Origin of the sequence: Paraburkholderia sp. SG-MS1, from assembly GCF_012275575.1 — a bacterium.
Taxonomy (GTDB): domain Bacteria; phylum Pseudomonadota; class Gammaproteobacteria; order Burkholderiales; family Burkholderiaceae; genus Paraburkholderia.
In genome coordinates, this window is record NZ_NPIH01000248.1 from 1 (window position 1) to 1,709 (window position 1,709).

1 protein-coding gene and 3 tRNA genes are annotated in these 1,709 nt (G+C 58.8%); all 4 read right to left on the reverse strand.

What is annotated here, in order from left to right; genetic code table 11:
- The 4 genes from tuf to CIC12_RS24910 all read right to left on the reverse strand — a co-directional run bounded on the left by tuf (nt 1) and on the right by CIC12_RS24910 (nt 1,546).
- A complete protein-coding gene (gene tuf / locus CIC12_RS24895) occupies nt 1-1,191 on the reverse strand; it encodes an elongation factor Tu (protein ID WP_121315898.1) in 1,191 nt (396 codons plus the stop codon).
- A 63-nt stretch (nt 1,192-1,254) separates the two neighbouring features.
- A tRNA-Thr gene (locus tag CIC12_RS24900) sits at nt 1,255-1,329 on the reverse strand.
- Nucleotides 1,330-1,345: 16 nt separating this feature from the next.
- Nucleotides 1,346-1,419, reverse strand: a tRNA-Gly gene (locus tag CIC12_RS24905).
- A 41-nt stretch (nt 1,420-1,460) separates the two neighbouring features.
- Nucleotides 1,461-1,546, reverse strand: a tRNA-Tyr gene (locus CIC12_RS24910).
- Nucleotides 1,547-1,709 lie beyond the last annotated feature (163 nt).

Below are 1,709 nucleotides of genomic sequence, written 5' to 3' on the forward strand. Positions count from 1 at the left end.
TTACTCGAGGATCTTGGCAACCACACCAGCGCCGACCGTACGGCCGCCTTCGCGAATTGCGAAGCGCAGACCTTCTTCCATCGCGATCGGGTTGATCAGCTTCACCGTGATCGACACGTTGTCGCCCGGCATGACCATTTCCTTGTCCTTCGGCAACTCGATCGAGCCCGTCACGTCCGTCGTACGGAAGTAAAACTGCGGACGATAGTTGTTGAAGAACGGCGTGTGACGCCCACCTTCGTCCTTGCTCAGCACGTACACTTCAGCCGTGAAGTGCGTGTGCGGGTTGATCGAACCCGGCTTCGCCAGAACCTGGCCACGCTCCACGTCTTCACGCTTCGTGCCGCGCAGCAGGATGCCCACGTTGTCGCCTGCCTGACCCTGGTCGAGCAGCTTGCGGAACATTTCCACGCCCGTGCAGGTCGTCTTCACCGTCGGCTTGATACCGACGATTTCGATTTCTTCGCCGACCTTGACGATACCGCGCTCAACGCGACCCGTCACCACCGTGCCACGACCCGAGATCGAGAACACGTCTTCCACCGGCATCAGGAACGAACCGTCAACCGCGCGCTCCGGCGTCGGGATGTACGTGTCCAGCGCGTCGGCCAGGCTCATGATCGCCACTTCGCCCAGCTCGCCCTTGTCGCCTTCCAGCGCCAGCTTGGCCGAACCCTTGATGATCGGCGTGTCGTCGCCCGGGAAGTCGTACTTCGACAGAAGTTCGCGAACTTCCATCTCGACGAGTTCCAGCAGTTCAGCGTCGTCCACCATGTCGCACTTGTTCAGGAATACGATGATGTACGGAACGCCAACCTGACGCGCCAGCAGGATGTGCTCACGCGTTTGCGGCATCGGGCCGTCTGCAGCCGAGCACACCAGGATCGCGCCGTCCATCTGCGCTGCGCCCGTGATCATGTTCTTCACATAGTCAGCGTGGCCCGGGCAGTCGACGTGTGCGTAGTGGCGGTTAGCCGTTTCGTACTCGACGTGTGCCGTGTTGATCGTGATACCACGTGCCTTTTCTTCCGGCGCCGCGTCGATCTGGTCGTACGCCTTCGCTTCGCCGCCAAACTTCTGCGTCAGAACCGTCGTGATCGCTGCCGTCAGCGTGGTCTTGCCGTGGTCAACGTGACCGATCGTGCCGACGTTCACGTGCGGCTTGGTCCGCTCAAACTTACCCTTGGCCATTTTCGACTCCTAAGAGGATTTTTCCGTACGTTGCGCCGGGCGCAAACAATCACCGAGTACTTCTGGTGCCCATGGGCAGGATCGAACTGCCGACCTCTCCCTTACCAAGGGAGTGCTCTACCACTGAGCCACATGGGCGCTACTACCGTATTGCTGGAGCGGGTGAAGGGAATCGAACCCTCGTCGTAAGCTTGGAAGGCTTCTGCTCTACCATTGAGCTACACCCGCAAGGATTCATGGATTCCCAACAACTGCTACAACTTGCATTCTGGTGGAGGAGGTTGGATTCGAACCAACGTAGGCGTAAGCCAACAGATTTACAGTCTGCCCCCTTTAGCCACTCGGGCACCCCTCCGCAGAGAACTGATGATTATGGGGGAACAACCGCTTATTGTCAAGACTTGCTTGACCGCTCCCAAACCTAAGGCTCTCACTTATATAGGGATTTCAGTCCTTCCGTAAACGCAGAAACCCCACCTTTTCGGGGTGGGGTTCCTGTTGCTGCTGGGGAGCCTGAC

Coding starts and splice junctions, on each gene's coding strand:
- tuf (WP_121315898.1), bottom strand. CDS start 1,191: ATGGCCAAGGGTAAGTTTGAGCGGACCAAGCCGCACGTGAACGTCGGC.